Annotated in this window: 20 protein-coding genes; 9 read left to right on the top strand and 11 right to left on the bottom strand. The window is 71.2% G+C overall.

What is annotated here, in order from left to right; translation table 11 throughout:
* Window positions 1–16 precede the first annotated feature (16 nt).
* Window positions 17–316 carry an RNase A-like domain-containing protein gene (locus tag AC6F7H_RS26570; protein ID WP_500759551.1) on the bottom strand — a complete coding sequence of 100 codons (300 nt, stop codon included), beginning with the start codon at window positions 314–316 and terminating at the stop codon, window positions 17–19.
* A gap of 13 nt (window positions 317–329) precedes the next feature.
* Complete coding sequence (locus AC6F7H_RS26565) at window positions 330–725, bottom strand: hypothetical protein (protein ID WP_500759550.1); 396 nt, start codon at window positions 723–725, stop codon at window positions 330–332.
* A gap of 137 nt (window positions 726–862) precedes the next feature.
* Between AC6F7H_RS26565 and AC6F7H_RS26560 the strand changes: the two genes are divergently transcribed.
* Entirely contained in the window at window positions 863–1,987 is a 1,125-nt protein-coding gene (locus AC6F7H_RS26560) for an ISAs1 family transposase (RefSeq protein WP_500754596.1), read from the top strand.
* Window positions 1,988–2,200: 213 nt separating this feature from the next.
* Here the strand turns inward: AC6F7H_RS26560 and AC6F7H_RS26555 are convergent, their stop codons facing one another.
* The 5 genes from AC6F7H_RS26555 to AC6F7H_RS26535 all read right to left on the bottom strand — a co-directional run bounded on the left by AC6F7H_RS26555 (window position 2,201) and on the right by AC6F7H_RS26535 (window position 6,380).
* Complete coding sequence (locus tag AC6F7H_RS26555) at window positions 2,201–3,070, bottom strand: RNase A-like domain-containing protein (RefSeq protein WP_500759549.1); 870 nt, start codon at window positions 3,068–3,070, stop codon at window positions 2,201–2,203.
* Window positions 3,071–3,231: 161 nt separating this feature from the next.
* Window positions 3,232–4,620, bottom strand: a complete 1,389-nt coding sequence (locus AC6F7H_RS26550) for an IS1380 family transposase (protein ID WP_500759548.1) — start codon at window positions 4,618–4,620, stop codon at window positions 3,232–3,234.
* 59 nt (window positions 4,621–4,679) lie between these two features.
* Window positions 4,680–5,600 (bottom strand): hypothetical protein, encoded by a 921-nt coding sequence (locus tag AC6F7H_RS26545; RefSeq protein ID WP_500759546.1) that lies wholly within the window; start codon window positions 5,598–5,600, stop codon window positions 4,680–4,682.
* Window positions 5,600–5,914: a WXG100 family type VII secretion target gene (locus AC6F7H_RS26540; protein ID WP_500759545.1), complete on the bottom strand. Its 315-nt coding sequence runs from the start codon at window positions 5,912–5,914 to the stop codon at window positions 5,600–5,602. The genes AC6F7H_RS26545 and AC6F7H_RS26540 overlap by 1 nt, the downstream gene beginning before the upstream one ends.
* A gap of 43 nt (window positions 5,915–5,957) precedes the next feature.
* Window positions 5,958–6,380 (bottom strand): WXG100 family type VII secretion target, encoded by a 423-nt coding sequence (locus tag AC6F7H_RS26535; protein ID WP_500759544.1) that lies wholly within the window; start codon window positions 6,378–6,380, stop codon window positions 5,958–5,960.
* Window positions 6,381–6,698: 318 nt separating this feature from the next.
* Here AC6F7H_RS26535 and AC6F7H_RS26530 point away from each other — a divergent pair, with 318 nt between their 5' ends.
* Both AC6F7H_RS26530 and AC6F7H_RS26525 read left to right on the top strand, forming a co-directional pair.
* The gene (locus tag AC6F7H_RS26530; RefSeq protein ID WP_500759542.1) at window positions 6,699–13,661 is read left to right on the top strand and encodes a DEAD/DEAH box helicase; all 6,963 of its coding nucleotides are present in this window, start codon (window positions 6,699–6,701) and stop codon (window positions 13,659–13,661) included.
* Window positions 13,658–15,937: a UvrD-helicase domain-containing protein gene (locus AC6F7H_RS26525; protein WP_500759540.1), complete on the top strand. Its 2,280-nt coding sequence runs from the start codon at window positions 13,658–13,660 to the stop codon at window positions 15,935–15,937. The genes AC6F7H_RS26530 and AC6F7H_RS26525 overlap by 4 nt, the downstream gene beginning before the upstream one ends.
* On the opposite strand, the gene AC6F7H_RS26520 is transcribed toward AC6F7H_RS26525, so the two are convergent.
* Together AC6F7H_RS26520 and AC6F7H_RS26515 are read right to left on the bottom strand one after the other, a co-directional pair.
* Complete coding sequence (locus tag AC6F7H_RS26520; RefSeq protein ID WP_500759539.1) at window positions 15,909–16,868, bottom strand: serine/threonine-protein kinase; 960 nt, start codon at window positions 16,866–16,868, stop codon at window positions 15,909–15,911. The genes AC6F7H_RS26525 and AC6F7H_RS26520 overlap by 29 nt on opposite strands.
* Window positions 16,869–17,404: 536 nt before the next feature.
* Entirely contained in the window at window positions 17,405–18,157 is a 753-nt protein-coding gene (locus tag AC6F7H_RS26515) for an SDR family oxidoreductase (RefSeq protein WP_500759538.1), read from the bottom strand.
* 85 nt (window positions 18,158–18,242) lie between these two features.
* Here AC6F7H_RS26515 and AC6F7H_RS26510 point away from each other — a divergent pair, with 85 nt between their 5' ends.
* Window positions 18,243–18,716 carry an RrF2 family transcriptional regulator gene (locus AC6F7H_RS26510; protein WP_500759537.1) on the top strand — a complete coding sequence of 158 codons (474 nt, stop codon included), beginning with the start codon at window positions 18,243–18,245 and terminating at the stop codon, window positions 18,714–18,716.
* Window positions 18,717–18,768: 52 nt separating this feature from the next.
* Here AC6F7H_RS26510 and AC6F7H_RS26505 read toward each other — a convergent pair whose 3' ends face one another.
* Window positions 18,769–19,251 carry a MarR family winged helix-turn-helix transcriptional regulator gene (locus AC6F7H_RS26505; RefSeq protein WP_500759536.1) on the bottom strand — a complete coding sequence of 161 codons (483 nt, stop codon included), beginning with the start codon at window positions 19,249–19,251 and terminating at the stop codon, window positions 18,769–18,771.
* 139 nt (window positions 19,252–19,390) lie between these two features.
* On the opposite strand from AC6F7H_RS26505, the gene AC6F7H_RS26500 reads away from it, so the two are divergent.
* The 3 genes from AC6F7H_RS26500 (at window position 19,391) to AC6F7H_RS26490 (ending at window position 22,018) form a co-directional block, all read left to right on the top strand.
* Window positions 19,391–20,356: an aldo/keto reductase gene (locus tag AC6F7H_RS26500; protein WP_500759535.1), complete on the top strand. Its 966-nt coding sequence runs from the start codon at window positions 19,391–19,393 to the stop codon at window positions 20,354–20,356.
* A gap of 49 nt (window positions 20,357–20,405) precedes the next feature.
* The gene (locus AC6F7H_RS26495; RefSeq protein ID WP_500759534.1) at window positions 20,406–21,521 is read left to right on the top strand and encodes an SDR family oxidoreductase; all 1,116 of its coding nucleotides are present in this window, start codon (window positions 20,406–20,408) and stop codon (window positions 21,519–21,521) included.
* 149 nt (window positions 21,522–21,670) lie between these two features.
* On the top strand, window positions 21,671–22,018 hold the full coding sequence (locus tag AC6F7H_RS26490) for an antibiotic biosynthesis monooxygenase family protein (RefSeq protein ID WP_500759532.1): 348 nt from the start codon (window positions 21,671–21,673) through the stop codon (window positions 22,016–22,018).
* Between the two features lie 283 nt (window positions 22,019–22,301).
* Here AC6F7H_RS26490 and AC6F7H_RS26485 read toward each other — a convergent pair whose 3' ends face one another.
* Complete coding sequence (locus tag AC6F7H_RS26485; RefSeq protein ID WP_500759531.1) at window positions 22,302–22,592, bottom strand: VOC family protein; 291 nt, start codon at window positions 22,590–22,592, stop codon at window positions 22,302–22,304.
* A 282-nt stretch (window positions 22,593–22,874) separates the two neighbouring features.
* Here AC6F7H_RS26485 and AC6F7H_RS26480 point away from each other — a divergent pair, with 282 nt between their 5' ends.
* Both AC6F7H_RS26480 and AC6F7H_RS26475 read left to right on the top strand, forming a co-directional pair.
* Window positions 22,875–23,675, top strand: a complete 801-nt coding sequence (locus tag AC6F7H_RS26480) for a sigma 54 modulation/S30EA ribosomal C-terminal domain-containing protein (RefSeq protein ID WP_500759530.1) — start codon at window positions 22,875–22,877, stop codon at window positions 23,673–23,675.
* A 209-nt stretch (window positions 23,676–23,884) separates the two neighbouring features.
* On the top strand, window positions 23,885–24,769 hold the full coding sequence (locus tag AC6F7H_RS26475) for a universal stress protein (RefSeq protein WP_500759529.1): 885 nt from the start codon (window positions 23,885–23,887) through the stop codon (window positions 24,767–24,769).
* Window positions 24,770–24,825: the final 56 nt, after the last annotated feature.

Genomic DNA, 24,825 nt, shown 5'->3' with positions numbered 1-24,825 from the left:
TTCAGCCTCTACTGGGTCACAGATAGACGGGGAACGTGGAGTGCACCACGAATCCGTGGGGACGGGACGCGTCGCGTCTGAGGATCACTCGCGCGGCCCGCACATCGACGGGCTCCCGCTCCGCCAACATCATCGCCTGCAGGAGTACCTGCCCGACGGGCTCGGGCCGGGAGGGCCAGGAAGCCTCGATGGTCAGTCGTGACCTCGTGGATCGCGCCAGCCAACGGTGGATGACCTGCTCATTCGCAGTGACGACCCGCTGGGTGGCCCACTGAGCCGTTTCGCGGTCGGGATATGTCGCGCTTCGGGTACGCATCACAGTGGGCCCCTCACCTGGCATCGAACGACCAGAAGACGCCGACCTCTTCGGATGAGACGACGACGAACCCGAAGTCGCCGATGAACTCGGTGAGAGGAGCCCAGCCGGTAACCCCGTTCGTGAGGTCCGGTGACGGGGTTTTCACCGCTTCAGTGACGTTGCTGTAGCAGGAGATTCGGTCGCCGTACCGGTCGAGCACAGTTCGGGCGTCAGCGAGCGCCGCCCTGGTCTGTTCGTCCGTTCCGACCGGTCCCCATTCGTACGTCATCTCAACCAAGAGGCGAACGGCCGTCTCGGCCGTTACCGGGTACAGCCGACTACCCAGCCCTTCTTCAGACAGCGGGACGAAGGGATAACAGGGTCGGCTCTCGGTCCGCTCCTTGTCGTTGTCCTTGTCCCAGTCCAAGGCAGGGCTCCGGCAAAGTCGTTTGGTAGCCCTGTGACGTGTGGTTTTGCGGGTGGGTGAGGTGCGCGGGCGTGTTCCGGTCCGGTTGGATGGAGGTTCCTACGCCTTCCGTCCGACCAGGGAACAACGCCCGCGCCATGCCATCGTCTCGCATCTGCGTGCCTGTTCGCACGCCCGTCCCGGAGCGCGAGCTCCTCGTCGACCTGCTCGGCCGGATGCCCGATCCGCGCCGCCGGCGCGGGGTCCGTCACCCGGTGAGTGCTCTGATCGCGGTCGCGGTGTGCGCGGTGATGGCCGGAGCGCGGGGTTTCACGGCGATCGGGGAGTGGGCCCGGGACGCCGGAGCGGTAGCCGTGAAACAGCTGGGCCTGGTGCGAGGCTCGGTGGACGAGTCGACGCTGCGGCGCCTGTTCGCGAGGCTGGACGCGGACCGCCTCGACGCGCTCCTGGGGACATGGGCGGCGACGAGGGCCTCGCTGGTCGCGGGCCGGCGGGTCATCGCGATCGACGGCAAGACCGTCCGGGGCGCACGCGGCGGTGACGCCCCGGCCCCACATCTGGTCGCCGCGCTCGCGCACGGTTCGGGAGCGGTACTGGGCCAAGTCGCCGTGCGCGAGAAGAGCAACGAGATCCCCGCGGCCAGAGAACTGCTGGATGCCCTCGACCTGGACGGGGCGGTGGTCACGATGGACGCGCTGCACACCCAGCACGCCACCGCGGCACTCGTGACCGAGGCCGGCGCCGACTACGTCCTGACCGTGAAGGCCAATCAGAAGTCGTTGTACGCACGGCTCAAGGCTCTGCCCTGGGCCCGGATACCTGCTGTCACCAGAACGGACCGCGGACACGGGCGCCGCGCCACCCGAACGATCAAGGCCGTCGCCGTCCCCGCCTGGATCGACTTCACCGGGGCCGCGCAGGTCGCCCAGCTGCGGCGCACCGTCACCAGGAAGGGCACACGGACGGTCGAGATCGTCTACCTGATCACCAGCGCGGACGCCCGCACCGCGCCCCCGGAGCTGCTGGCCACATGGGTGCAGTCGCACTGGGAGATCGAGAACCGCCTGCACTGGGTCCGCGACGTCACCTTCGACGAGGACCGCTCCCAGGTCCGCACCGGCAACGCACCCCGCGTCATGGCAGGCATCCGCAACACCGCGATCACCCTCCTCCGCCTCCACGGCCACCAGAACATCGCCGCCGCCCTACGACACCACGCCCGCGACACCGACCGCCCCGTCAGCCTTCTTCTGACCGCATGACCGACGACTTTGCCGGAGCCCTGCAGTCCAAGGTGACCCATCCACGAGGATCGTCGACCTCCCGGTTCATCACCGCCAGCGCGTCCCTTTGCCAGCCGGCGAGGGTCCTCGGGCCGGTTGCAGCGAAGGTGTACACGTCCTCCAGCAGACGCTGGACAGCGTCCTCCCATGAGACTTGGGTCATGGTTCGCATTCTCTTTTCAGACTGATCGGTCACAGCGCCGGCATGGACGTGACGACAACGAATGGCGGATCAAGGTTGGGATTGTACTTCAGGCGCGTATCGATGTTCTTCACTTCAATGGGCCTGACATTCATTCCTCCCTCCTTGAAACCCGTCATGGGATCGGACGGGTCGTACGGCTGCTTCCTCACACTGACACCCGTGACTTCTCCGTTGGGTCCTGGGCCAACGAATTTCTTGTACGGATTATTAGAGTCGGGCGGGCCATCCAGCCAGGCCTTGATCTCGGCGGAATGAGCGTCGATGTTGTACTGCGTGTACTTTTGCGCGCTCTTCAGATCGGTGAAGCTCGAAGCCCCCCCGATGCTTGGTTTCCCGTGCACCCAGGTCCCGCCCGGAGGGTCGCCCTGGTCACGAAGGCGCTGAGCGAGTTGCTCCGAGCTCTTTCCGACGTGCCTGTCCAGGGTGTGTCCGTTCTCAAGCCATTCGCTGCTCGCCAGATCAATGCGGTAGACGCCGTTCTTGGTGTCCTCCGGTTCGGTCCAGCGATGCTCGGTCTTGAATTCGTTGAGCGCCCTCATGCCGAAGCCCTCCGCGCGGGCCTCCTGGGCCTCGAACTTCGGGGCGCTCCGGTGTGCCTCGTCCAAGGGGCCCATGAGTGCGTCGAGTTTCGGTACGAGCGCGTCGACCCGTCGGTTGTACTCGGTGACGATCGCGTTCAGCTTGGCGGTGTCCATGTTCAGGACGATGCCCTGGCCCAACTGGGAAGCGCCCTTCGCGATGCTCTTGCCCAGACCTTTGACCAGGCCCTTGACGTCGTCCATACCGACGCCGTCCTTGAGGTTGACCTCGACCTTGGGGATCGCGTCGCGTACAGCCTCGGTGTAGACGTCCCACACCTCGCCGTTGAGCCTCGATCCACCGCGTGATCTTTGATCGCGCGGTGTGATTGGTTTCGGGGTGGATTTTCGGTTCCGGGCAGGGCGGGTTTCCGGATGGCCGTTCCGGTGGCGGGTTCTCCGAGGTCTTCCAGATCGTGGACGGGCGGGGGTCCGGTTGGTCAGGTCTGCATCCGCTGCCCGGTGGCGGTCCACAGGTCGGTGAAGTCGTCTTCCCAGCGCCAGCGTTGGGGCAGATGCAGCACTACTCGTCGTCCCGGGCGGGCGATGCGGGCCGGAACGGCGATGAGATGACGGCGGATCGTGCCGGTCCGTGCCCGTGCGTGGAAGGCGGAAGCGAGGTGTCCGGCCGCGCGGGTGAGGTTGTAGGCGGTGGCGGCCAGGGTGAGCCAGGCCGCGTTCGCGGTGAACTTCCCCGAGGGCAGGTGGGCCAGGGCGGAGTCCTCCAGATCGGCGAAGACCTGTTCCACCGCGGCGTGAGCACGATGCATGGGCTCGGCGTCGGTGAGGACGAAGGTGCTGTCGGTGAAGACCACATGATGGCGCCAGACCGCGAACAGCTCACTTTGTCCGTCGGGCACCGTCTTCGGGTTCAGCCGCTTCACACGGCGGACGATCAGCCGGGCGGTGGTGTGGAACTGCTTCTTCTTGCTGGTGAACGCGGTGAACGGGATCTCGGCGATCTCGGCGTCGGAGATCCAGCGTTCCTCCTCGGCGTCCCAGATCGCGTCGGTGTACCGGATCGGTGTCCAGGTGTCAGGGGGCATCGTCTCGATCGCCGTGCGGATCGTCTTGGTGACCGCGACGGCCAGCGAGAAGCGGGCGCCGGCCCGACGGCAGGCGGCGACGACCTTGTGGGAGAAGAACGCCGAGTCGGCGCGCACGATGATCTGCGCGGTGATCCCCATGGCCCGCACCGTGGTCAGCGCCTCGCGCAGCAGACTCGCCGCCCCCTTGCCGGAGCCCGCCGACCCCCTGCGCAGCCTGGTGGCGACGATGACCGGCGCGCAGGTGGACGTCTTGACCGTGACGATCTGGAAGTGCAGCCCCCGGACCTTGGTGTAGCCGAACGAGGCGCCCTGCTTGGCCGGGCCGTAGACCTGCTTGACCTTGGAGTCGATGTCGACGAACACCACCTCGTCCGTCGTGGGCACCAGTCCGGTGTGGGCGGCCAGGTTGCAGGTGAACGCGCGTGTCGCGGACTGAAGTTGCCGGACGTGTCCCCAGGTGAAGGCGCGCAGGAAGGTGCCCAGCGTGGACGGTGCCCGCACCCCTGCGAAGAGCTTCCGCAGCCCTCCGTGCCGCAGGACATCCAGGTCGTCGATGGAGTCGGCGCCGGCGGCCATGCCACCCACGATGCTCATCGCCTTCGCGTCGGGGACCGTGCCGGCGCCGTTGGCCGCGCCGGCCAGTTTGACCTTCTCGGCCACCAGAGCCGGCAGGCCGCACCGCTCGGCCAGCCGGATCACCGGGACCAGCCCGGCATGCGCGATGAGATTCGGCTCGTCGAACGCGGCAAACACCCGCGCCGGGCTGTGGGACGATTTCACTTGAGAGGTGCCTTGCAGGTCGGGACCGATGGAAGCGTAGGAACTCCCATCATCCCAGGTCAGCGGGCACCTCTTCTGATTTCTCCGTCCACGGCCCGTCCGCTACGCGGTGGATCCAGGCTGAGGTAGACGGCCGCCTCGGCGAATTCGTAGAGAATATCCCCGACTTTCCGGGCCGTGTCGAACAGCACGGTCATCACGGGGTGGGTGGCGGTCTGCGAGGAAGAACTGTCGTGCCCCCACTCGTAGTTCTCGCGGTTCTTGCCCCACGCCGTCGTGCCCCACAGCGAACTGCAGAAGTGGCGCATCGCGTCGTACCACTCGCTGTGGCTCTGCTGCGTGATGCTGCTGACGTTTCCGGTCAGGCCTTGCTCCGCCGTCGAGAGCGGGACGGTCACCGCCATCCACGCCTGGGACAGCGAGTTCAGGTAGTGCTGCTGGGGAAACGGGTAGACCTCGGCGACCTTGCCCATCCGGAAGGCGTGTTTCACCACCGGTCTCAGCACGTCCCGGACCGGCTCGGGCACCCACTCGAGGACCCTGCGGATGAAGTCGTCGCCGCCGTCGTCGTCGCCCCACTTCAGGTTCGGCACGGAGCCGTAGGCGGGAGCCTTCTCGATGACCTTGGGTAACGGCTGGACGACCGGTTTCGCCTTCCCCTTGGGGTCATTGGCGGCCTCGGCCTTCGCGTAGGTGTTGGCCGTCGTGGTGAAGCCGACCGCCGCGCCTCCGATGCTGACGATGCTCTTGGCCCACACTTCGAGGAAGCGGTCGCCCACCTTGACGTACGACGTCGCGAAGGCCTGGGGCGAGGTGCCGTAACCGCCGGCGTCCGGGTACTTGCGCAGGTCCTCGAGCAGACTCCTGGCGCCTCTGTCCATCACCGTCTGCTGGCTCGCCACACCGCCGGAGACGCGGTGGAGGTCGGTCGGCTTGACGTCGATGGTGCCGTTCTGGCCCGGCGGTGGTGGTGTCCCCATCAGTCGGCTCCCCAGCCGCGCAGCACGGCCTGGTGCGCCGCCGTGTAGTTGACGTGGCTCGTGGTCGCGCACTCGTGCAGCCACTTCTGGGCCGCCTGGAGGTCCTGGGCAGAGCGGTCCCACTCGTCGAGTTTGTCGACGAAGACCTCGCGGGCCTCCCCCTCCCAGGACAGCACGACCGGCACGACCCGGTCGTGGAGGTCGTCCAGACTGCCGTTGAGCTTCTTGAGGATGTCCTCCAGTTCGGCGGCGAGCTCGCGGAGGGTGGTGAAGGAGACGGTTATGTGACCGTCGTCCGCACTTCCGGTTGACATGGTTCCCCGTTTCGTAGATGTCGTCACGGTTGCGGAGTGGCCGTCAGAAGGAGTCGAGGCTGCTGCGCGGAGGGACGGGCCCGGTCGTCTCCGGGTTCGGTGTCGAGAGCTTGTCGACCTCGCTGTCGATGTCCACCTGGATGCCCCGCAGTCGGGCCATCACTTCCAGTTCCTGCTCCGTGAAGCCGTCCCGGCTGAGGCGTACGGCCTGCTCGATGTGCCGGATCACTTCACGGATGCGCACGGCGTCCTCGGCCGCCGCCCGGTGGAACCCGCGGTACGCCGTCGCCGCCGGGCCTCGCCAACCCGCTTCGATGCGGTCGACGATCGCGTCCATCCGCCGGACCTGTTTGTCCAGGTGGTCCTGCATGTCGTCGAGGTCGTCGGCCAGTTTGGTGAGGTCCTGGCTCGATGCCCTCAGGTCGACGCCGCCCTCTTGGCCCGCGCCTGCTCCCCGTACGCCCATGCTCCGTACCTCCGCCCCCGTGACCTCGGCATGACAAGCCGCATGTGCACAGTGATCCTAACCACGCGCTGCCTCGAGGCCGGCGCCCGGCTACGGGCCCGGAAAGGGCAGCCGGCGGGCAGGCGCCTTCGGCCACGGGCATCGCCAGCACCTGCGTCCCGCCGTGCCGGGCGACCGGATCGGCCCGGGATTCGACCAGGTGGGTGCCGTTGTCCGAGGTGGCCGTTATGTTGGGGGCTGATCGTCACGGTGCCGATGACGGCTGTCGCGGTGGTGCGCAGTGGCGGTCGTGGTACCCGTCCTGCCCGAAAGGTCCTCGTGAAGCCCACCCTGGCCGCCGCGCAGCTCCGCGGCAGTCTGACGCAGTACCTCACGACGACGTACGCGCTGGCCGACGAGGACACGCGGCTCGCGTTGGATCGGTTCCTCGGGGATCCGGAGACGGGCATCTTCCGGGGGCCGTACCTGCGGATCAGGACGCCGTTCCACCCCGCCGACGACGGGTGGCGGTCGGCGCTGGAGTGGCAGCCGTCGTTCACACCGTGGCGGCACCAGGCGAAGGCGTGGGAGCGGCTGAGCACGTACCGGGGGGCGGCCGAGCCGACGCTCGTGACGACCGGCACCGGGTCCGGCAAGACCGAGTCGTTCCTGATCCCGGTGCTCGACCACTGCCGACGGCAGAAGGCGCTGGGCCGGCGCGGGGTGAAGGCCGTGCTGCTGTACCCGATGAACGCGCTCGCCACCGACCAGGCCGGCCGGATCGGCGACTACCTGGCGCAGCCGGAACTGGCCCAGGTGACGGCCGGTCTCTACATCGGCGACAAGCCGGACACGGACTTCAGGCGGGTGATGACGCGGCGCGAGGAGATGCGCCAGTCGCCGCCGGACGTGCTGATCACCAACTACAAGATGCTGGACCTGCTGCTGCAGCGGGCCGAGGACCGGCCGCTGTGGGAGGGCGCCGACCCGGCGTACGTGGTGCTGGACGAGTTCCACACCTACGACGGCGCGCAGGGCACCGACGTGGCGATGCTGCTGCGGCGCCTCGCGTCCGCCGTGGGCGCCTCGAAGCCGGAGCGGCCGCTCGGGTCGATCTGCCCGGTGGCGACGTCGGCGACCCTCGGTGAGGGCGGGGGCGACACCGGCGGCATCCTCACCGTCGCCGAGCAGGTGTTCGGCGTGCCGTTCGGTCCGGACGCGGTGATCGGCGAGGAGCGGCTGAGCGCCGACGACTTCGTCGGCGACATCGACTACGAGCTGCCCGAGCCTCCCGGCCCCAAGGACGTCATCGAGGTCTCGGGCGGGCCGGGCGTGGAGTCCGACCCGGACCGGCTCGACCTGGACGGGCTCGCCGAGCGGCTGCTGGGGCGGCGCGGCCTGGACGCCTTCCAGATCGGGCGGCTGCTGAAGAAGCACGACTTCACCCACGGGGTGCTCGCGCTGCTGAACGGCGAGCCGCTCGACGAGTGGGGGCTGCGGGACCGCATGGCCCGCTTCGGGTACGCGTGGGCGCGCACCGCGCGGGAGAACCCGCGGCTCGCGCTGGAGGCGCTGTCGCGGTTCGTGGCGCTGCTGTCGTCCGCGCGGGACCCGGAGTCCGACGCGCGCCGGCCGCGTCCGCTGCTGCACATCGAGGCGCACCTGTGGGTCCGTCCGGTCGGGCGGGTGCTGAGCGGGGTGAGCGGCCGGCCGGAGTTCCGCTGGTACGAGGACGAGCGGACCGTCGCGCGGCGCTCCGCGCTCACCGCGGCGTCCGCGTCCGAGGACCCGTCCGAGAGCGACGACTGGCCGACGGCGGACTCACGGCGGCCCCGGGCGCTGCCGGGTTCGGACACCGTGCAGCGACCGGCCCAGGCCCATCTGCCCGCGATCTACTGCCGCGTCTGCGGCCGTTCGGGCTGGGCGGCCCTGTCCCCGGAGGCCGATCCGCAGAAACTGGAGACCGGTCCGCTGAAGATCTGGCAGGCCGCCGTCGGACGGGACAAGCGGCGGCTGCGGTACTTCATCGCGGCGACCCCGGCCGAGGCGCGGGACGCCCTCGCGGCGCTCACCGGCACCGCGCCCAAGCAGGCGGGCGGCGTCGATCCGCAGTCCGTCGTGGTGCTGGACGGGGCGCAGAGCACCTACCGCATGCCGGTCGCCGGGGACGGGGAGGGTCTGCAGGACGCCTGGTTCGCGCGGGCCCTCCTGGACAAGAAGACCGCCGACCAGGCCGCCCGGGACGACACCTGCCCGGCCTGCAACACGGACAACGGCATCAGGTTCCTCGGCACCGCGCTCGCCGCGCTGGCCTCCGCCACGGTCACCCAACTGTTCACCGGCGGCCAGGAGATCGCGCTGGCGCCGGAGGAGCGCAAGACGCTGCTGTTCAACGACTCCACGCAGGACGCGGCACACCGGGCCGGGTACGTCGCCAACGCCTCGTACAAGTTCTCGCTGCGCTCGCTGCTGGCGCACCGGCTGGACGACACCGGTGCGCCGCTCCCGCTCAACGACCTGATCGGCGACGTCCTTGACTCCGTGGACGACCCGCAGGCACTGGCCGCCGTCGTCCCGCCGGACCTGCACGACGAACCGGGCGTGGACCGGCTCCTGTCGGGGCGCGGCACCGGGGACGCGCGGACCTGGAAGCTCATCGGGGAACGGCTCGCGTTCGCGACCGTCATGGAGTTCGGGTTGCGCTCCCGGCTCGGACGCACCCTGGAGCTGACCCGGACCACGGCCGCGGAGGTGGTGGTCGCCGATCCGGACCGGATCGTCGCGCTCGCCCGCGACCTGCACCTCACGCTGCCGGGGCAGTTGGGGCTGGGCGGCGGCCTGCCCACGCCCGAGCGGTACCTGGCGTACGTGCGGGGGCTGCTGGAGCGGGTGCGGCTGCGCGGTGGCGTGCGGCACCGGTGGCTGGAGACCTGGATCAAGGAAGCGGGCGTCAACCAGTACCTCATCTCCGGCCGGCGGCCGGAGGGGATGCCCGCCTTCCCCGAGGGGTACGTGGCGCCGCCGAGGTTCCTGCTCGACGGCCCGAAGGAGAAGTCGAAGTTCGACACGATCACCGGCCGGGGCACCTGGTACCAGGACTGGACGCGGCGCTGCCTCGGCCTGGACGCGGTACAGGCGACCGAGTACCTGCGCAGGCTGCTGCCCGTCCTCGCGGACGAGGGCGTGCTGTCGGTGCGCACCGCCAAGGACCGCACGACCCGCGTCTACGGGCTGCAGCCGGGCCACATCCACGTGCGGCTCCTGACGGACGACCTGGTCAACAAGGCGTTCGTGTCCTGCGAGGAGTGCGGCTGGCAGCAGGTGGTGCCGCCCGAGCGGCGCACCCGCTGGTACGGGCACCCCTGCCCGCGCTGGCGCTGCACCGGCCTGCTCACCCCGCCGCAGCACGGCGTGTCGTCGACCGGGGCGGGCAGCGGCGGCTTCGGCGGGAAGCTGGAGCGTGACTACCGGGCCGACTACTACCGCCGCCTGTATCTGACCGGCGGCACCTACCGGGTCGTCACGGCCGAGCACACCGGCATGCTGACCCGGCCCGAACGGGAGCGTGTGGAGCGGACGTTCCGGCAGGGCAGCCACTACACCGACCCCAACGTGCTGTCCTGCACGCCCACCCTGGAACTGGGCATCGACATCGGTGACCTGTCGGCGGTGCTGCTCGGTTCGCTGCCGGGCGGCCCGGCGAACTACGTGCAGCGGGCCGGGCGGGCCGGACGCAGGACCGGCAACGCGCTGGTGGTCGCCTTCGGCGGGCGCCGGGCCCGCGACCGGTACTACCTGGACGACCCGACGGAGATGATCGCCGGTGACATCGTGCCGCCGGGCTGCTACCTGTCGGCCGTGGAGATCCTGCGCCGCCAGTACACGGCGCACCTGCTGGACCGGGCGGCACGCGGCGAGCTCACCACGGCGGACGGCGAGCCGCTCATGCCGGTGCCGCGTCTGTCGTCGGCGCTCTTCGGCACGACCGGCTGGTGCCAGGACCTGTCGGAGGCGGCGCTCACCCACGGGGCGCGGCTGGTGGAGGAGTTCCTGGCGCTGTTCCCGCAGGCGCCCGGCGGCCCGGACGACGACCGGGGGGTGTCCGCGCACGCCGCGGGCGAGCTGCGCGCCTACGCCACCGGCGGTATCGCGCGGGCCCTGCAGGAGGCCGAGGAGGAGTGGACGGCGCGCCGCGAGGAGCTGCGCCGCCGTATCGCCGCCATCGACACCGCCGTGGACGGGCTGCTCGCCGAGGACCGTGAACAGGGCGCGGAGCGGCGCGAGTTGCTCGCGGAACGGCGGGCCACGGGCGAGCTGCTGCGCCAGCTGAGCCAGACCGGTGCCCACGGCGCCCTCGTCGAACTGGGGCTGCTGCCGAACTACAGCCTCACCGACACGACGACGTCGCTGGAGGCCACGCTCTACTGGAAGGAGGCGTCCGGAGACGACGGGGAGGACGGAAAAGACGGGGACGCCGAGACCCCGGAGGGCGACGACGACCGCCGGAACCAGGTGTACCGCAGCGAGATGCGCGACTACGAGCGCTCCCGCAAGCCGGCCCTGACCGAACTCGCGCCCGGCAACAGCTTCTACGTCAACGGCTACCGGCACGTCGTGCGCGCCCTCGACATCGGCAGCCCCGAGCGGCGCGCCTGGGCGGTGTGGCGCCTCTGCCCGGCCTGCGGGTACGCGCGCACGCACGGCGATCCGAAGAACGACACCTCGCCGTGCCCGCGGTGCGGTTCTCGGGAGATCGCCGACGCGGGCTGCGTGCACCACGTGCTGGAGCCCCGGCGGGTGCTGTCCCGGGACAAGCGGGACGACGCCCGGGTCCGGGACGACCGCGACGAGCGGGACCGGAGGCGGTACGCGGTCCTCACCACCGTCGACATCGACCCGGCGCACCTGGCGGCCGGATCGTGGCGGCACGACACCGCGGTCTTCGGCGCCGACTTCACGCGCAGGGCCGTCGTCCGCACCCTGAACCTGGGGGTCGACCGGCAGGACGGCAGCAGCACGGTTCCGCTGGCCGGGGACGACGTGCGCCTGAACCCGTTCTACGTGTGCGCGAGTTGCGGCGGCGCGACGGCCGACGGCCGGCCGGTCGTCGACCAGTCGCAGCACGCGCTCACCGCGTCGCTCGCCCGTTCCACCCGTGCGAGCGCCCACCACCAGCTGTGGTGCCCGCGCCGACGGCTGCGCGGCAGCGGGGAGGAGCAGGGCGCCGGGCTGGACGTGCCGCTGCTGCTGGCGCACGAGCTGACGACGGAGGCCGTGCGCATCCTGCTGCCGGCGTCCGTGGCGCGGGCCGGGGAGCGGCTCGCCTCGTTCACCGCCGCGCTGTTCGCGGGCATAGCGGCCCGCTACGGCGGCGACCCGGACCACATCGACATCACCGCCGCGTCCATGCCGGACGGCGAGGACCGCGACTGGCCGCGCCGGTTCCTCGTGGTGTACGACCGGCTGCCCGGCGGCACCGGTTACCTGCACCGCCTGGCGACCTCCGAGGGCTTCCGCGAGGTCCTGCTGAAGGCCCGTGAGGTGATCGAGAGCTGCGACTGCCTGAGGAAGGGGCTCGACGGCTGCCACCGCTGCCTGCTGCGCCGCGTACCGCCGGCCGACTACGACAAGGTCAGCCGCAACGAGGTCCGGCAGATGCTCGACGAGCTGCTCGGTGCGGACGGCGAGCGCTGGCGCACCTCGTCCGTCGCCACCACCCAGCACATCCCGATGCACCAGCAGGCCGAGAGCGATCTCGAAGTCCTGTTCATCGACACCCTGCGCGAGTGGGCCGAACTTCCGGAGAGCCGTGCGAGCGGTGACGCCTACATCACTCCGGCCGGCACCCACGCGCTGGACCTGCGGCTGACCGCGGCCGACGGCACCACGCTGAGCTGGCGGGTGTCGCAGCAGCGCGTCCTCGACGGCACCCGCCCCGACGTCCTCTTCGAACGGGTCGACGCGCCCGGCCCGCGCGTGGCGGTCTACCTGGACGGCTACGAGTTCCACGCCGGCCGTGCGCACAACCGCGTCGGCGACGACGCCGACAAGCGCACGCGGCTGCGGGCCGAAGGGCTCAGGGTCTTCCAGCTCACCTACGGCGACGTGACGGGGTGGCAGCGCCACGTCCGGGACACCGGTCACTCGGGCGCGGGACCGGCCGACCCGGTGTGGGAGCCGTACGGCGACAAGGCCCGCGACAAGGCCCGCGGCTACTACGCCAAGGTGTGGGGCGCCCTGCCCGGTGAGCTCGCGGAGACGGTGTGGGTCAATCCGGCCGTCCAGCTCATGGAGTATCTGCGCCGGTCGGACGCGAAGCTCTGGCAGGGGCGGGCGGAGGCCGCCCTGGCGGGCTTCATGGGCACCGAGGACCGTCCCGTCGCGCTGCCGCCGGACGTGCTCGGCGAGCAGATCACGGCGGCGTTGCGCGGAGGGACACCCACCGGGCCGCGCGGCCCGGTGCAGCTGTTCACGGTCACCGACCGGTCGGGGCTGCCGCTGGTGTTCGCCGCGGACGGCCGCGCGAAGCCCCCCGCGTGGACCGGCATAGCCCTCCTCGACGACGCGCCGGGCGTCCATGCCCAGGAGGATGCGCACAAGCGCCGCTGGCGGGCCTGGCTGTACTGGTCCAACCTGCTGCAGTTCCTGGACACCGGCGGCGGTGACGCGGTCCAGCTGACGACCGGCCGCCTCGACGGGTTCCCGGTCGAGACCCTGGCGGTCACGGGCGGCAGCGGTGTCCTGGAGAGTGTCCGCGTCACCCTCGCCGCCACCGCGACCGCGACCGCCGTCGTCGGCAAAACGTCCGCGCCGGCCGGGACCTCTGCGCCGTCGCCGCAGGTCCCGGCCGCCGCGGAGGTGTCCCGGGCGGGCGCCGCCGCGCCCGTGCGGGACGCGGCGTGGGACCGGGTCGTCGAATATCTCGACGCGGACGAGCCCGGCCTGCTCGCGCTCGCCGGGGCCCTCGCCGCGCGCGGTGTCCCGGTCCCCGAGGACGGCCACGAGCTCGACGAGAACGGCTGGCTGGCCGAGTTGGCCTGGCCCGCCGCACGCGTCGGTGTCGTCCTCGCCCCGCGCCCGCCGGAGGGCGAGGACGAGGATCCGGAGGCCGTCGACCGCGACCGCGCGTTCGCCGCGGCCGGCTGGGAGGTGCGGCCCGCCGCCGACTGGACCGCGGACGACATCGCGGACCGCCTCGACGGCGCACCGCCGGCACCACCGGCGTCCCCGTCCGGCGACCGGAGACATCCTGACCAGCCCGACGGCACCACCACGGAGAACGGGGAGAACGAACAGCCGTGACCGGCAAGAACGTGACGCTGCGCCTGCTCGACAAGGCGGACCGGGAGATCCTCAAGCTCCCCCGCCCGGTCAAGGGCGCGATCTACGACTTCCAGCACAAGTTCAAGACCAACCCCGACTCCGCGGGCCTGCGTCTCAAGCAACTGCAGGGGCACGACAAGCTGTACTCGGCGCGCGTCAACGACGAGTACCGCGCGCTGCTGCTGCGCCTGGCGGACGACGACTGGCTGATCGTCTCGGTCAAGCACCGCAAGGACGTGTACGCGCACCTGGACCGGCTCACGTACTCGGTCAACCGCGTCACCGGCGGCATCGAGTACGTGGACCTGCAGGTCGTGCAGGCGGAAGTGCTCACTCCCCCGGCCCCGCGGACCACCGCACCGACCGCCGGACCCGCGGAGCGCGCCGAGCCCGCCCGTCCCGCCGAGCCGGCCGCTCCCGAGCCGCTGTTCGCGAAGTGGTCGCAGCAGCAGCTCACCGATCTGGGGGTGGCCCCGTCCCTGCTCCCGGTCGTCGCCGCACTGACCACCGAGGACCAGCTCCTCGGACTCGCCGAGTACGCGCCCCAGCTCACCGGCGAGGTGCTGCTGGCGCTGTACGACGGCAAGGAGTACGACGACGTCCTGGAGCAGGTGACCGCCCCCGTCGCGGCGCCGGAACCCGTGGACCCCGAGGACTTCCGGGCCGCCGCCGAACGTCCCGCCACCATCGTCACCACCACCGACGACGCGCTGCGCGAGGCGCTGGAGGGCGAGGACTTCGGGCGCTGGAAGGTGTTCCTGCACCCCACTCAGGCCAAGCTCGTCTCGCGGGACCACAGCGGTCCCGCCCGTGTGGGCGGCGGGCCCGGCACCGGCAAGACGATCGTGGCGCTGCACCGGGTCAGGCACCTGGTCGAGCGGCTCCCGGCCGGCCGGAACAAGCCGGTCCTGCTGACCACGTACAACAAGAACCTCGCGGCGGACCTGCGTTCACGGCTGCTCGCCCTGGGCGGCGAAGCGCTGCTGGCGCGCGTCGAGATCAGCCACGTCGACCAGCTCGCGCTGCGGACCGTCCGGGAGGCGGAGCCCGGCAACCGCAAGCGGATCATCGACGAGGCGCAGGCGGTCCGGGAATGGCGCTCGCTCCTGGACGAACTCGGCGAGGACGGCTGGGACGCGGAGTTCCTGAACGACGAGTGGACGCAGGTGATCCTCGGCCAGGCCGTCACCTCCCGCGCGGAGTACTTCCGGGTGCGCCGCGCCGGCCGCGGCGGCACCGTCACCCGTGCCCAGCGCGCCGAGATCTGGCAGCTCGCCGAGCGGTTCACCCAGCGCCTGGACCGGCTCGGAGCCCAGACGTGGGACCAGGTCGCGGAGCGGGCCGCGCAGTTGGAGGCGGCGCGCGCCCGGCGTATCCAGGCCGTCGACCGCCGGCGGGAGGAAGCGGGCGGCCTGGACAACATCCACGTGGCCGACGGTTCGGAGGGCTGGCTGCGCTACCGGTACCGGCACATCGTGGTCGACGAGGCGCAGGACCTGCGGCCCGCGCACTGGAAGATGCTGCGTGCGATGACCGCTCCGGACCGCAACGACCTCTTCCTGGTCGGTGACACCCACCAGCGCATCTACAAGAACCAGGTGACCCTCGGCAGCCTCGGCATCAACATCCGCGGCCGGTCCTCGAAGCTGTCGCTGAGCTACCGCACCACCCGGCAGATCCTGCGCTCCGCGCTGAACGTGCTCGGCGACGAGACGTACGACGACCTCGACGGCAGCACCGAGACGCTGGCCGGGTACCGGTCCGTGCTCAGCGGTGCCGTCCCGGACCTGCACCGGCTGGACGACTGGGAGGACGAGCGCGAGGCGATCGCCGCGCTGATCGAGTCCTGGGGTGAGGTGCCGCACGAGCAGATCGCCATCGCCGTGCCGACCAACGACATGGCGCGCGAAGCCGGGAACACGCTGGCCCAGCACGGCATCCGGGCGCTGGAGATAGGCCCGGACGGGCCCCGCGGCGACAGCGGCGTCCACATCGGCACGATGTTCCGGTTCAAGGGGCTCGAGTACCAGCGCATGATCATCGCCGGGGTGACCGACGGGCTGGTGCCGCATGCGAGCGTCCAGCAGCGGCGGACCACGGACCCGGCGCGCTACCGGACGGAGATGCAGCGCGCCCGGTCCCTGCTCTTCGTGGCGACCACGCGCGCCCGGGACAGCCTGGACGTCTTCTGGCACGGGGAGCCGAGCCCGTTCCTCAAGGAACTGATCAAGGTCCGGCCGCCGGTCGGGGCATGACCGGCCCTTGGGGCACGAGGAACGGCCGCCGGGGGTCCTCCGGCGGCATCCTGCGGGTCGCGCGTGCCGGATCCGGGGCCGGCAGGTACGGGGCGAGGGCGGCGTACACGTCCGCCGCCCCGCCGGGGCGGTCCTCGGGGCGCTTGGCGAGCAGCGCGTGCAGCAGGTCCTGGAGCGCGGCCGGGGCGTCGACCCCGCATCCGGCCAGCCGGGGCGGGGGCGCGGTGAGGTGCTGAGTCGCCAGCTCGGCGGGACCCTCACTGTGGAAAGGGGGTCGGCCGGTGAGCATGTGGTGCAGCAGGCACCCCACCGCGTACAGGTCGCTGCGGCCGTCCAACGGCTGTTCGCCGGCCAGGAGTTCGGGCGAGGCGTAGGCGATGTTGCCGAGGGTCTCCCCCGTCATGGTGAGCCGCGGGTCGGCGTCCGAGAGCACCTTCACGAGGCCGAAGTCGAGGATCTTCACCAGACCGCTGGTGCGGACCATGACGTTCTGCGGCTTGAGGTCGCGGTGCACCAGGCCGGCCGCGTGCGCGGCGGACAGCCCCGAGCACAGTTGCGCGGCCACGGAGACCGCGGCGGGCACGGGCAGGCGGCCGTCGTCGGCGCCGTCGACGACGTTGTCGAGGGTCGTCCCGTCGACGAGCTGCATCACCAGGCAGCAGACGTCCTCGGTGACGGCCGCGTCGTACACGGTGGTGATGTTGGCGTGGTCCAGCCGTGCGGCGGCCTTGGCCTCCCTCTCGAAGCGCGCCAGGGCGGTGTGGCGCCAGTCGGGCAGGGCGAGCAGGTCCGCGGCGACGGTCTTGACCGCGACAGGACGCTCCAGAAACACGTCCGTCCCCTGCCAGACGTGCCCCATCGCCCCTCTGCCCAGAACCCGGTCCAGCCGGTACCTGCCGCGCAGAACCTTGCCCGCAGCGAACTGCTCCACGTCCACTTCCTTCGGTGAGCCCCAGCGGCATGTCGGTGCACGAACTGCCTGGTCGAAGGCCCGCCGTCGACCGCCCGTGCAGAAGAAGTCAACCAGCCTCGCACACACCTGGTCCGCGACAGCCCGTAGGTCTCCCGGTCGTACGAGCCCGGCCCGTTCCTGACGGAGGCGGGTGGGTGAGGGCGAAGGCCTGAGGTCCGAGATCAGGACGGCCCTGCCCGACCGTCCGGACCGGGCCACCGGCCGGGTCGTGCGCCGCCACCGCTTGCGTGCCACGCCGCCGAAGCCGTCGACCTCGATGAGTTGCGCGGATTCCGCCGGCAGACGCAAGGAACGGTCTCATCGGGTGAGCCGGGCCACGGTGCGTTCGGTGGTCCAGCGGTGCCTGCCCGCCCAGCCGCCGGCCGGAGTCCGTACCCACCTCTACGGGCGATCCGGGGCGTGCTGCCACGGCCGCGTGACCATCGGCGCAGGCGGGGTGGCCGTGGCCCGCTACCGCGATCGCAGCGGCGCGGGGCGCTGTGGAGCGGAACGCGCTATCGCTGCTGTGCGAGCCACTCGTCGAAGGTGGTCGGCGCGATGCGGGCGCCCGCACGGGGCAGCAGCACGTCACCGGCCATCGCCGGGCCGAACAGCGCTGACCACGTCGGCACGAGCTTGACCGCACGGCCGCGCGCGTCGTTGGTGCGCCGGGCCATGTCCACCAGGTCCTGCGGCTCGGGACCGGCGACCTCGCGGTAACGCCCCCGCGGCGCGCCCGTGGCGATCTCGGCGAGGATGTCGGCCACGTCCGCGGGTGCGATCGGCTGGACGAGCAGTGGCGCGACGGTGGCGGTGCCTTCCCGCTCGGTCCAGCTCGTCACCATCGCGGCGAAGTCGTGGAACTGGGTGGCCGGGACGATCGTCCACGGCACCGGGCCCTCGGTCACGAGACGCTCCTGCTCGCGCTTGCCGGCGTAGTGCGCATTGCCTTCGACGCGGTCGACGGCGGCGATCGAGAGCAGCACGTGGTGGCGGACACCGGCCCGCTCCTCGGCGGCGAGCAGCGTCCGGGTGGTGGTGCCGAAGTACGTCACCGCTTCGTCCCGGTCGGTCGCCGTGCAGTTGGTGGCGTCCACGACGGCCTCGACGCCGGTCAGGGCGGCGTCGAGGCCGTCGCCGGTGGCCAGGTCCACGCCGAGTGAACGGCTGATGCGCACGACGTGGTGTCCGGCCTGTTCCAGGGCGGCGACGGTGAGGGCCCCGATGTTCCCGGTCGCTCCGGCCACGGCGATTCGCATGGTCCGCATGGTGATCTCTCCTCTGTCTCTCGCGCTGCCGCCGGACGCTATCTCGGACTAAAGAGGTCTGCAATATCCGGGATAGGATTCGGCCATGAAGCTGCCCGTGAGTACGGAATGGCTGTTGCACTGCGCCACGTCGCTGGCGCAGCTCGAGGCGGGGGCCACCGCGTCGGCGGCACAGCTCGCCCGGTACTTCGATCTGCCGGCGGCCTATCTCGCCAAGCAGCTCCAGGCGCTGGTCAAGGCCGGTGTGCTGGCCGCGACGACGGGCCCGCGCGGTGGGTTCCGGCTGGCCCGGTCCGCTTCCGAGATCACGCTCCTGCAGATCGTCGAGGCGGTCGACGGTGCGTCCGCGCCGTACGAGTGCCGCGAGATCCGCCAACAGGGGCGGGGGGCACTGACCGCAGAGGAGTGCCAGAACCCCTGCATCCTCGCCGAGAAGATGGCCGAAGCCCACGAAGCCTGGCGGCACAGCCTCGCCGCGACCTCGCTCGCCGAGATCACCGCCGCCCTGCCCCCGTCGGCCCCCTCCCGCACCCGCCTGCGCCTGACCGGGACGCCGTAGCGCATCCGCCGCCCCGGGCAGCGCCCCGGAGGTCGCGCGGGCGGGCGGCCGGTCAGGCTCGCGCGAACCCCGGCGGGTCGAGGGCCTCGACGATGCGGGCCGCCGCCTCGCCGAGGGCTCGCCGCTGCTCGGGCGTCAGACTGTCGAACACGTAACGCCGCACGGCGTCGACATGCTCGGGCGCCGCGGCGGCGACCTTGTGCCACCCCTCGTCGGTCAGCCTGGCGAGGGTGTACCGGCCGTCGGTGGGGTCCGGGACGCGCCGCACCCAGCCGGCCTTCTCCAGGCGCGACACGACACGCGACAGGTGGGAGAGCGTCATGTTCGCGACGGTCGCGAGCTCGCTGAGCCGGAGCGTCCGGTCCGGTGCCATCGAGATCTGCGAGAGCGCGTGGTACTCGGGGAGGCTCAGGGCGGAGTCCTGACGGAGCTGTGCGTCCAGCCGCACGGGCAACCACACCGTCATCGTCCAGAGCGCGAGCCACGCCTCGGACTCCTCCGGTGCGAGCCAGCGCGCTTCCTCCTCGGACTCCATGGCCGACACCCTAGCATTCACTTGACACGGAAAGTCATTGGTCCATACAGTCACTTTCCGAAGCAAGTGATAATTCCGTGACCTGAGGCGGGGAACCCTTCGGGCACAGCACGACACGCACCACAGCAAGGGACCCCAAGTGGCAGTCAGCGACCAGACCGATCTCTTCTCCGTTCCGCGCACCGATCTCACCACCGTTCCGCTCGTCCTCGGCGGCAACACCTTCGGCTGGACCTCCGGCCGTGGGGAGTCGTTCGCCGTGCTCGACGCCTACGCCCGGGCCGGCGGCACACTCGTCGACACGGCCGACGTCTACTCGGCCTGGGCAAAGGGTCACACCGGCGGCGAGTCCGAGACGATCCTGGGTGACTGGATGGCCGCACGCGGCAACCGCGACGACATCGTCGTCGCCACCAAGGTCGGCATGCTCCCGCCGTTCGACAAGCAGGACCGCGACACCGTCACCGAGGCGCTCGACGCCTCCCTGAAGCGCCTGCGCACCGACCACGTCGACCTCTTCTACTCCCACCAGGACGACGAGAACGTCGCGATCGAGGACCAGGCCGCGACCTACGACGCGCTCGTCCGCTCCGGCAAGGTCCGTCACATCGCGCTCTCCAACCACTCGCCCGAGCGCATGCTCCGCTGGTTCGAGCACGCGACCGCGGAGAACCTCGCCGTGCCGGTCGCGATCCAGCCGCAGTACAACCTCGTCTTCCGCAAGGACTACGAGCAGGGCTACCGTCCGGTCGCCGAGCGGTTCGACACCGCCGTCTTCCCCTACTTCTCCCTGGCCGCGGGCTTCCTGACCGGCAAGTACCGTTCCCTCGCCGACCTCGAGGGCCGGGCCCGCCAGGACCAAGCCCACGGTTACGTCTCCGAACCCGGCCTGAAGGTCGTCGCCGAGGTCGTCCGCGTCGCCGAGGCGCACGCCGCCGAGCCGGCCACGGTCGCACTCGCGTGGCTGCTCGCGAAGGGCGTCACCGCGCCCATCGCCTCGGCCCGCACCGTCGAGCAGCTCCCGGCTCTCCTGGCCGCGCCGTCGCTGCGGCTCACCGAGGCCGACCTCGCCGCCCTCGACGCCGTGTCGCAGCCCTTCGCCTGAGCGTCGCCGCCGGTCGCTCCGCGGCCCCCCTCGAACGGAGATCCCGTCCATGACCACGCCCCCCGTCCCCACCACGCCAGGACTCGGACTGACCGACCTGCCCGCGAACGGCGGCACCGTCCTGGTCGCCGGAGACGGCGGCCTCATCGGCAGCCACGCCGCCCGCGAGTACACCCGGCTGGGGTGGACCGTCCACGGTGTGAGCCGCCGTGCCCTCGACGACGTGCCCTGGCAGCACCACAGCGTCGACCTGCTCGACGCCCAGAGCGCGACGACCGGCCTCGCCGGCCTCGGCGACGTCACGCACCTCGTCTTCGCCGCCTACATCGAGAAGCCGACCGACGCCGAACTCATCGAGGTCAACGACGCGCTCCTGCGCAACACCCTCGACGCGCTGCGAGCCGCCGGCGCGCCGCTCCGCCACGTCACCCTCTATCAGGGCGGCAAGGCGTACGGCCACCACCTCGGGTACTTCACGACGCCGGCGAAGGAGAGCGACCCGCGGCTCGTCGCCCCGCACTTCTACTCCACCCAGGAGGACCTCCTGCGGCAGGCCGCCGCCGAACGGGGTTTCGCGTTCACCGCGCTGCGTCCCGAGGGGGTGACCGGCCATGCGACCGGAAACCCGATGAACCTCCTGCTCGTCATCGGGGTCTACGCCGCGATCTGCAAGGAACTCGGCCTGCCGATGCGGTTCCCCGGCACCCGCGCCGCCTACGACGTGCTGTACCAGACCACCGACGCCGAGCTGCTCGCCCGGGCGACCGTGTGGGCGGGCTCAGCCGGGACCGCCGCCGATCAGGTCTTCAACGTGACCAACGGCGACCAGTTCCGCTGGTCCGGCCTCTGGCCGCGGTTCGCCGAGCACTTCGGCATGGCTTACGCCCCGCCCCAGCAGATGTCGCTCACCGAGGCGATGCCGACCCGCGCGGACGTGTGGCAGCGACTCGTCGACCGTCACGGCCTGGTCCCCACGCCGTACGAGAGGCTCGTCGCCTGGCCGGTCGGGGACTTCCTGTTCCACCACGAGGCGGACAACATCACGTCCACCGTGAAGATCCGTCAGGCGGGTTTCGCGGACGCGCTCGACACCGAGACGCGGCTGCTGCAGCTGTTCGACCGCCTGGTGGAGCAGAAGGTGCTGCCGCCGTTCCGCGACCGCTGAACCGCGTACACCGGCGTGGTTCACCTCTACCGTGCCACCGCGAACGCCTGGAGCACGGGTCGGTGACCGGACGGCGGGGTTGTGATTTCAGGTGGGTGCGCGAGATCGTTCGAGGCGATACTGCCGGTGTCGTCCGTTGGAGGGCCTCCGTGACCGATCCTGTGCCCGCGTCGCTGCCCACCCCGCCCTACTACGCCGTGGTGTTCACCGCCGTGCGGACCGCCGGCGACAACGGCTACGGGGAGACAGCCGATCGGTTGCTGGAACTGGCTGCCGACCAGCCGGGATTCCTCGGGGTCGATTCCGCTCGCGGTGCGGACGGCCTGGGGATCACGGTGTCGTACTGGAGGGACGAGGAGTCGATCGCCGCTTGGCGAGATCACGCGGAGCACGCCCCGGCCCGGGCGCACGGACGAGAGCGCTGGTACTCCTCGTTCTCGCTCCACGTGGCCAAGGTCGAGCGCGCCTACGGGTTTACCCGCCCGGCGGATCTGTAGGTGCCACCGCCGCCCATCCTCGTGATCATTCGCGCGGCTCGACAGGACTCGCCACGCCCTGACCGACGAGCACCACCAGCCGTAGGAAACGACGTCTTGGGCCCTGACACCCCGTCGGCCCCAAGGCGGTGCAGCCAGAGCGCTGATCCGGTCGAGGACCGAGAGCGGCCAGGGCGTTCGCGATGAGCCCACGGGCCGCCGGCCCCCGCACGGCGTGCTCGGCGAGCCGGTCGAAGGCCCGTGCGTACAGCTCCACCGTCCTGCGGTCACCGACGGCATTCGATCACTGACGGGCACGGAACCGTGTCTCGTGCCCGACCGGCGGCCCGGCCACGCCGACACACGCCTCGTTCCCCTCGGGGTCGGCCGGCACCCGGTTCGACGGCGCGTCGGCGTCGCTCACCAGGCGTCCGCCGACCGCGAGTGCTGCGGCCATCCGGGCCTCGGCCCGGTCGTACGGCACCCACACGTCAACGTGGACCCGGTTGCGCTGTGGGCGCGGTGCGGCGGGGCTGTCGGCAGCCGGCAGCCGGCAGCCGGCAGCGATGCGACGGTCGGCGTCCGAAATCGTCACGCCTACGTCCGGGAAGACGCGTGCGGATGCTCTGCCGCCCGGTCCGGAATGCTGCCGGCTGCGCTGTGCGGTCCGCGGCTCCGAGTCGCGGTCCCGAAGCCGCCGTACTCGTAGCCGTCGACGAAGTCGCCACGGCTGCACAGGTGAGCCGGCCGCGGCGGCGACGAGCTTCCGAGGCCGTCGCCGCGCGAGGCGTACCGCCGTGTCCGGCGCTGCCCGTGCACACGGGAGCCATGGGAGATAAGTGTGGAAGGTGACATTTTCCGGCGTGAGGAGGCCGCCATGAAGCGATCGGCGCCACAGGAAGCTCCCGAGATCCAAGTGGAGACCCATGGACAGATGCCGCCCGGCGCCATCGAGTACGCGCGGGAGAAGGTAGGGGTGCTCACCGGCCGGACGCGGGAGCCGGTCCTGTTCACCCGCGTCAAACTGACCCACATGGCCAACCCCGCCATGGAGCAGCCGGCGACCGCCCAGGCCAATCTGGACGTCAACGGGCGTCCGGCCCGCGCGCACGTCGCCGCCCGCACCGTGACCGAGGCCGTCGACCTGCTGCAGGACCGGCTCGCCGCACGGCTGGAGCGCCTGGAACAGCACTGGGAGGCCCGGCGCGGCAAGACGCCCGTGCCGGGCCCGCACGAGTGGCGTCACGGCAGCGAGCCCACCCACCGCCCCGACTACTTCCCGCGCCCGGCCGAGCAGCGGCAGGTCGTACGGCACAAGTCCTACTCGCTGGCCCGGGAGACGCCCGACGAAGCGGCCTTCGAACTGGAGACGATGGACTACGACTTCCACCTCTTCACCGACATCGGCACCGGAGAGGACAGCGTGCTGTACCGGTCCGGCCCGACGGGCTACCGCCTCGCCCAGGTCCACCCCCAGCCCCACTTGGGCGGTCCGGTGGCCGTGCCGCTCACCGTCAGCGACCTGCCCGCCCCCCGGATGTCCCTGGCCGGGGCCAAGCAGCGCCTGGACATCGGCGGACTCCCGTTCGTGTTCTTCGCCGACGACACCACCGGCCGGGGAAACGTCCTGTACCACCGCTACGACGGTCACTACGGGCTGATCGCCCCCTCGGAGTAACGGGCCTGCTCGCCATCGCCCCGCAAAGAGCAGCACGACATGACGCAGAACCATCCCGAGGAGGCGACACGCGGCGCACCACTCGCCCACGAGAGCCTGTGGATGCGCCGTCACACCGCCGGAAGAGACGGAGGCTGCCTGCCATGACCGGCGCCACCGGTCAGCACCGGGCCGACGGGTCGGCCGAAGAAACCACTGGGGAGTCGGCGATGACACGTACAGAAGGACGTCCACCGATCGTGGTCGGTATCGACCCCGACCCTGGCAAACGCAGGGCGCTCGCCTGGGCCGCCGACGCGGCCGGCCGGCGCCGCCTGCCGCTGCTGCTGGTCCTCGCACAGAACCTGCCGACGCCCGGGTACCGGCCGGCGGGCGGGCACCCGTCCTGGGAGGAGTGGAACGAGGCGCTGCATGCGACGGGGGACCGAGTGCTCAAGGACGCGGTGGCCTTCGTCGAGTCCCGGCAACCGCAGGTGCAGGTGTCCGGGCTGCTGACGGAGGGGCACCCCGCGTGGGTGCTTCGTGAACAGGCGCAGCACGCCAAGGAGGTCGTGCTCGGTTCCTGGCATCTGAGCGCTCTCCAGGAGCTCTTCACCTCCGCCGCCATCACCCTCCCGCTCATCGCCCACGCGCCCTGCCCCGTGGTGGTCGTCCCCGAGTCGGAGCACATCACCCAGCATCCTCCGTACTTCGTGGTCGGGGTCGACGGCAGCCCTCATTCCGCGGCCGCCGTCGACGCCGCCTTCGAGGAAGCCGCCCTGCGCGGGGCGGCCCTGCGGGCCCTGTATGTGTGGCACCCTCCGCGTCTCGGGGGCCTGGACGAGGACGCGGCCGTCCAGGAGTGCCGTCGACTGCTGTCGGAGACGGTTGCCGGGCGTGCCGCCACCCATCCGGAGGTGGAACTGCACCATGAGGTCGTGCGCGGGCATCCGGTGCAGGTCCTCATCGAGGCGTCCGAACACGCCCTCGGCCTGGTCGTGGGCACACATGGGCACGGCGGCTTCACCGGCATGCTGCTGGGCTCCGTCAGCCAGGGCGTACTGCACCACGCACGCTGCCCGGTCATCACCGTCCCGCACGCGCACGGCCAGTAGCCCGCCGTTCAGGAGGCTCCTCACGCCGGAACACGAGACGGCAGCCCATGTCCCGG

The sequence above is a fragment of the Streptomyces sp. MMS24-W38 genome, from assembly GCF_059889265.1.
The sequence above is the reverse complement of the archived record's forward strand: the minus strand, read 5'-3'. Positions and strand labels throughout refer to the sequence as shown.

Bases quoted from the DNA above. Each gene is read 5' to 3' on its own strand.
- AC6F7H_RS26570 (WP_500759551.1), bottom strand. From the start codon at position 316: ATGCGTACCCGAAGCGCGACATATCCCGACCGCGAAACGGCTCAGTGG.
- AC6F7H_RS26560 (WP_500754596.1), top strand. From the start codon at position 863: ATGCCATCGTCTCGCATCTGCGTGCCTGTTCGCACGCCCGTCCCGGAG.
- AC6F7H_RS26545 (WP_500759546.1), bottom strand. From the start codon at position 5,600: ATGGGGACACCACCACCGCCGGGCCAGAACGGCACCATCGACGTCAAG.
- AC6F7H_RS26540 (WP_500759545.1), bottom strand. From the start codon at position 5,914: ATGTCAACCGGAAGTGCGGACGACGGTCACATAACCGTCTCCTTCACC.
- AC6F7H_RS26535 (WP_500759544.1), bottom strand. From the start codon at position 6,380: ATGGGCGTACGGGGAGCAGGCGCGGGCCAAGAGGGCGGCGTCGACCTG.
- AC6F7H_RS26515 (WP_500759538.1), bottom strand. From the start codon at position 18,157: ATGCGGACCATGCGAATCGCCGTGGCCGGAGCGACCGGGAACATCGGG.
- AC6F7H_RS26510 (WP_500759537.1), top strand. From the start codon at position 18,243: ATGAAGCTGCCCGTGAGTACGGAATGGCTGTTGCACTGCGCCACGTCG.
- AC6F7H_RS26505 (WP_500759536.1), bottom strand. From the start codon at position 19,251: ATGGAGTCCGAGGAGGAAGCGCGCTGGCTCGCACCGGAGGAGTCCGAG.
- AC6F7H_RS26495 (WP_500759534.1), top strand. From the start codon at position 20,406: ATGACCACGCCCCCCGTCCCCACCACGCCAGGACTCGGACTGACCGAC.
- AC6F7H_RS26480 (WP_500759530.1), top strand. From the start codon at position 22,875: ATGAAGCGATCGGCGCCACAGGAAGCTCCCGAGATCCAAGTGGAGACC.
- AC6F7H_RS26475 (WP_500759529.1), top strand. From the start codon at position 23,885: ATGACACGTACAGAAGGACGTCCACCGATCGTGGTCGGTATCGACCCC.